General features: G+C 68.9%; 4 protein-coding genes and 1 pseudogene. 1 reads left to right on the forward strand and 4 read right to left on the reverse strand.

The features are described from left to right. Positions 1–244 precede the first annotated feature (244 nt). The 4 genes from QH276_RS18670 to QH276_RS18685 all read right to left on the reverse strand — a co-directional run bounded on the left by QH276_RS18670 (position 245) and on the right by QH276_RS18685 (position 4,166). Positions 245–1,246, reverse strand: coding sequence for a VWA domain-containing protein (locus QH276_RS18670; RefSeq protein WP_280398117.1), 1,002 nt, complete (start codon positions 1,244–1,246; stop codon positions 245–247). After that, positions 1,243–2,199: a DUF58 domain-containing protein gene (locus QH276_RS18675; protein ID WP_280398116.1), complete on the reverse strand. Its 957-nt coding sequence runs from the start codon at positions 2,197–2,199 to the stop codon at positions 1,243–1,245. The genes QH276_RS18670 and QH276_RS18675 overlap by 4 nt, the downstream gene beginning before the upstream one ends. 23 nt (positions 2,200–2,222) lie before the next feature. Beyond that, positions 2,223–3,377, reverse strand: coding sequence for a chaperone MoxR1 (locus QH276_RS18680; protein WP_280398118.1), 1,155 nt, complete (start codon positions 3,375–3,377; stop codon positions 2,223–2,225). Positions 3,378–3,578: 201 nt separating this feature from the next. Beyond that, positions 3,579–4,166: a DUF6676 family protein gene (locus QH276_RS18685; RefSeq protein WP_280398115.1), complete on the reverse strand. Its 588-nt coding sequence runs from the start codon at positions 4,164–4,166 to the stop codon at positions 3,579–3,581. 341 nt (positions 4,167–4,507) lie between these two features. Between QH276_RS18685 and QH276_RS18690 the strand changes: the two are divergent. After that, positions 4,508–4,979 (forward strand): annotated as a pseudogene (locus QH276_RS18690) (hypothetical protein); the annotation flags it as partial.

The following is a 4,979-nucleotide window of genomic DNA, read 5'->3' on the forward strand; positions in this document are numbered from 1 at the left end:
GCACCTCGGAGCCTGTCCGGCGTCGCGCCGGGGCGCGGGTTTGGGGTGCACCCGCGATGTATCGGTGAGCAGGTCCAGCGCGGTAAGCGGGGGTGTGACGCCGCGCGGGTGTTTGTGTTAGACCCCCCTCCGCGGGGGCCCCCCCCCCCCCCGCGCCCCCCGCGGCGGGGGCCGCGCCCCCCCCCCCCCCCCCCCCCCCGGGAATGTCGTGCCGGCCGGCGGCGCTACCGCCCAGCGCACCCCGTTACGGCAGCCGCTGGCGCAGCAGCAGCGCGACCACGACACCGGCGAGGGTCGCCAGCAAACCGAGCAGCCACCACGGCCGGCTCGCGTCGCCGCGGGTGATCTCGTAGCCGATCTGCTCCTCGAGCGTGTCGTAGACGCTGGAGAGCTCCTGCAGGCTGGAGGCCGTGTAGAACTCGCCGCCGGACAGTTGCGCGATCTCCTGCATCGCCTCGTCGTCCACCGGAACGTCGACCTGATCGCTCCCGCCGTCCTCGCGCGGGATCTCGACGACACCCCATTTGGTGCCGAACGAGATGGTCGATACCGGGATGTTCTTGGTCTTGGCCAGCCGGGCCGCCACGAATTCGTGGCGCGGATTGTCGAAGTCCTCGAAATCCGGCACCGTCTGCTTACCGTCGGACATGAGCACGATCCGGGCCGGCGGCGGTGTCTCCGAACCACCCAGCACCGAGGCCAGGGTCTCGATGGACTGCAGGGCGGTGAAGATGCCCTCACCGGTGGCCGTGCGCTCGGCGAGTTTGATGTTGTCGATCGCGGCCTTCACCGACCCGCGGTCGGTGGTCGGCGAGACGAGCACCGACGCGGTGCCCGCGTAGGTCACCAGACCCAGATTGATCCCGGGCGTGAGACCTTCGGCGAAATCCTTGGCCGCCTGCTGCGCCACCTCCAGCCGGCTCGGCGAGACATCGGTGGCCTCCATGGACAGCGAGACGTCCATGACGAGGACGACGGTGGCGCGGTTGCGCGGAACCTTCTGCTCGGCGGTCGGGCCGGCGGCACCGATGGTGGAGAACACCATGCCCACGATCACCAGCACGATGGGGAGATGGCGCCAGAAGGCCGGGCGATTCGGCGCCACCTTCTCCAGCTGCTCCATATTGCTGAAGCGCAGCATATGACGATGCTTACTGCGCTGGACCAGCAGATACCCCAGCGCGAGCAGCAGGATGACAGCAAGGAATCCGAGCCAGATCGGCGAGGCGAAATTCGAAATACTCACTGGCGTGGCACCCGCGGGGTCGAGGCGCCGAGGCTGTGGCGCCGGGTGGAGACGAACCGGACCACATCGGCGATCCAGTCCCGGTCGGTCTGCAGGGTCATGACGGGGGCGCCGCAGCTGCGCAGGGTCTGCTCGACGTCCGCCCGGTGCCGCTGCGCCGCGGCCGCGTAGTCGGCGCGCAACTGGGGTGTCACGCTGAATTCGCGGGTGCGGCCGGTTTCCGGATCGTGCAGGACGACATCGCCGATATCGGGCAGGGCGATATCGCGCGGATCGAGTACCTCGACGGCCAGCAGATCGTGCCGCGCGGAAATGGCCCGCAACGACCGCTGCCAGGTGATATCGCCGAGGAAATCGCTGATCACCACCGCGAGCCCGCGTTTGCGCTGCGGCCGGCGCAGCGATTCGATGGCACCGTGCAGATCACCGCGTACGCCGTCGCGTGGATGCGGGGTGGTGGCGATACTGCGCAGCAGTGATTGCGCATGCACCCGGCCGCTACGCGCCGGGATCCGCACCAGCTGTTCACCGGTGGCGACCACCGCGCCGACCCGGTTGCCGCCGCCCATCGTCAGATGGGTGATCGCGGCCGCGGCGGCGACGACGAGATCGCGTTTCTGACAGGCACCGGTGCCGAAATCCAGGCTGGCGGACAGATCCACCACCATCCACGTCTCCAGCTCGCGGTCGGCGATCATCTGTCGTACATGCGGGTGGGTGGTCCGTGCCGTGACCGACCAGTCCATCTGCCGTACGTCGTCGCCGGGCTGGTAGGCGCGCGCCTCACCCGGTTCCGAACCCGGTCCCGGGATCAGGCCGAGATGATCACCGTGCAGCACACCGTCGAGCCGGCGGCGCACTGTGAGTTCCAGCGTTTTCAGCGCGGCCGACAGATGCGGGTCGGTCAGCTCACCGGACCGGAACGACGGCGGGGCGTGGTCTGCCATGGGCATTCGGGCACGGGACTCCGGCCGCGTCACTGGGGCTGGTTCGTGCCGGCGGTCTGCGGAATCTGGGGCGCCTGCTGCGGCGGAGCGGGCGGACGGCCGTTGCCGTTCTCGGCGGCCGGCGGCGCGCCGGGCGCCACGGCCTGGGGCGCCACCTGCGGCAGGCCGACGGTCTGCAGCACCCGCTGGATCACGTCTTCGGGGCTGATCTCGTCGGCGAGCGCGTCGTAGGACAGGACCAGGCGGTGCCGGAGCACATCCGGGATCACCTCGATCACATCCTGCGGCACCACGTAGTCGCGGCCGCGGATGAGGGCGACGGCCCGGGCGGCGGCGATGATGCCGAGGCTGGCGCGGGGCGAAGCGCCGTAGGACACCCAGTTCGCCACATCGTGCATCCCGAACTCCGCGGGGGTACGCGTGGCCGAGATCACCCGGACCACATAATCGACCAGCGCGTGGTGCACGAACGTACCGGCGGCCAGCTTCTGCAGCCGCAGCAACTCCCCCGGCTCCAGGATCTGGCCCGGTTCCGGCGGGGTGACACCCATCCGGTAGATGATCTCGCGTTCCTCCTCGACGGAGGGATAGTCGACGACCACCTTGAACAGGAAGCGGTCTCGCTGCGCCTCGGGCAGCGGGTACACGCCCTCACTCTCGATCGGGTTCTGCGTGGCCATCACCAGGAACGGATCGGGCATCGGATAGGTCTTGCCGCCGATCGACACATGTCGTTCGGCCATCACCTCGAGCAGTGCGGACTGCACCTTCGCCGGGGCGCGGTTGATCTCGTCGGCGAGGACGAAGTTCGCCACGACGGGACCGAGCTCGGTATCGAACTCTTCCCGGCCCTGGCGGTAGATACGGGTACCGACGAGGTCGGTGGGGACCAGATCGGGGGTGAACTGGACGCGGGAGAACGACCCGCCCACAACCTTGGCGAAGGTCTCCACCGCCAGCGTCTTGGCGATACCGGGAACGCCTTCCAGCAGTACGTGACCGCGGGCCAGCACGCCGACCAGCAGCCGTTCGACCAGCCGGTCCTGCCCGACGATAACCCGCTTGACCTCGTAGATCGCCTTTTCGAGGGTCTGGACGTCACGTTCGAGGGTGCTCGAAGCAGGCGCCGGCGGTTCTTTCGCCAAATCCGCCCCTTTGACACCGTCCGTCGAAGTCACCAACATCCCCGCTTTCGCCTCGGTCCTGTGCGTGCTGTCACAACTATTCCAGGTGATGGCCGTATGCGCCGCAACCGGCTCCACTGTGGCGGCTTTCGCTGTCATCGCCCGTCGTTGTCGACCATACGTACCGATACGGCATGATGCCCGCCAGGCGGTCCGGTGAAACCTCGGTGGTCCGGTCCGCCGGGCGGGTACCGGCGCCGGTCAGCGCGCCGCGGGTTCGCGGACGCGCTCGCGGGCCGGCGCGGCCGAGCCCTCCGGAAGGTCGGTTTCCGCACGTCGCCGGGCTTTGACCCAATACAATCCGCCGACGGCCAGCACGAGTCCGGCCAGCAGCACCAGGGTGATCTCGGTCCAGCTCACCGCCGGCGTCTGCTCGAGCCGGTGCACCAGGATCTGGGCGGCTTCCTCGCTGTCGCCGCCTTTGAATTTCGCCTTGTCCTCGGCCCATTCCAGCCGGACCCGGCTGATCGAATCGCTGGTGGTGCCGATCCAGTCGTCACTGAACACCGCGACCGTGCCGTGCTGGAACCCCGCCACGTCGGTCGCCAGGTCGCGCAACTCCGAATCGTGGCCCGGGTTGCCGTGCATCACCACGATGCTCAGATCGATCCCTTTTTCCCGCGCTCCGGCGACGATTGCGGCCAGTTCGCTCTGGTCGTCTCCGTCGGGCGCGGCCACCCCGTTGTCGGCGAGATCGGTGCGAACCTCCTGCATGGTGTCCGCGTCGAAGCCGTCCGGCAGTTTGGTGGCTTTCGGGGCGAAGGCCGAGGTGTGGGTGACGGTCATCATCCATCCGGTCTGGTCGAGCCGCATCGGTGGGCGAGGCGACGGTGATCCGATACTGGGCGTGAGGTCCGGGGGTACCCGACGGTACGACCCGGTAACCCGGACCAGCTCGAGAGCAGATTACGTGACGGGTGAAGGGTTGGCGTACACCCGCCACGCCGGAAGGTTGCCGCGCCGGGCGGGGACGACCGCGGGGCGCCCCGGAAATTTCACAGGACAAGCGTACTGTTAGGGTTGGGAACCGCGGGGAACCGGCGCCATCCCGGGCCGGCACCTCAAGCCAGAGACGTACCGCCGCCGGCACAGCCCCGCCGACGGCGCCACACCCGACAAGTGGAGCTGACGTGACCAAAAGTATCGATACTTTCGGCGCCAAGGGCAACCTCGAGGTCGGAAGCAACTCCTACGAGATCTTCCGCCTCTCGGCCGTGCCCGGCACCGAGAAACTCCCGTACGCACTGAAGGTCCTCGCCGAGAATCTGCTGCGCACCGAGGACGGCGCGAACATCACCGCCGACCATATCCGCGCCCTGGCGAACTGGGATCCGAACGCCCAGCCCAGTATCGAGATCCAGTTCACCCCGGCGCGCGTGGTGATGCAGGACTTCACCGGCGTCCCCTGCGTGGTCGACCTGGCCACCATGCGCGAGGCCGTGGGCGCCCCCCGCGGGGGCCCCGGGGAGGGGAACCCCCCCACGTCCACCCGGCCCCGCCGGTGGTGCAGCGGATCCGTGAGGCCGCCAACACCGGCAGTCGCCGCGGCCGCGGCGCCGAGGATCGCGAAACCGGCCGGGCGATCGGCACCCAGCCCTGAAC

This window comes from Nocardia carnea, from assembly GCF_029869215.1.
GTDB classification, from domain to species: Bacteria; Actinomycetota; Actinomycetes; order Mycobacteriales; family Mycobacteriaceae; genus Nocardia; species Nocardia carnea_B.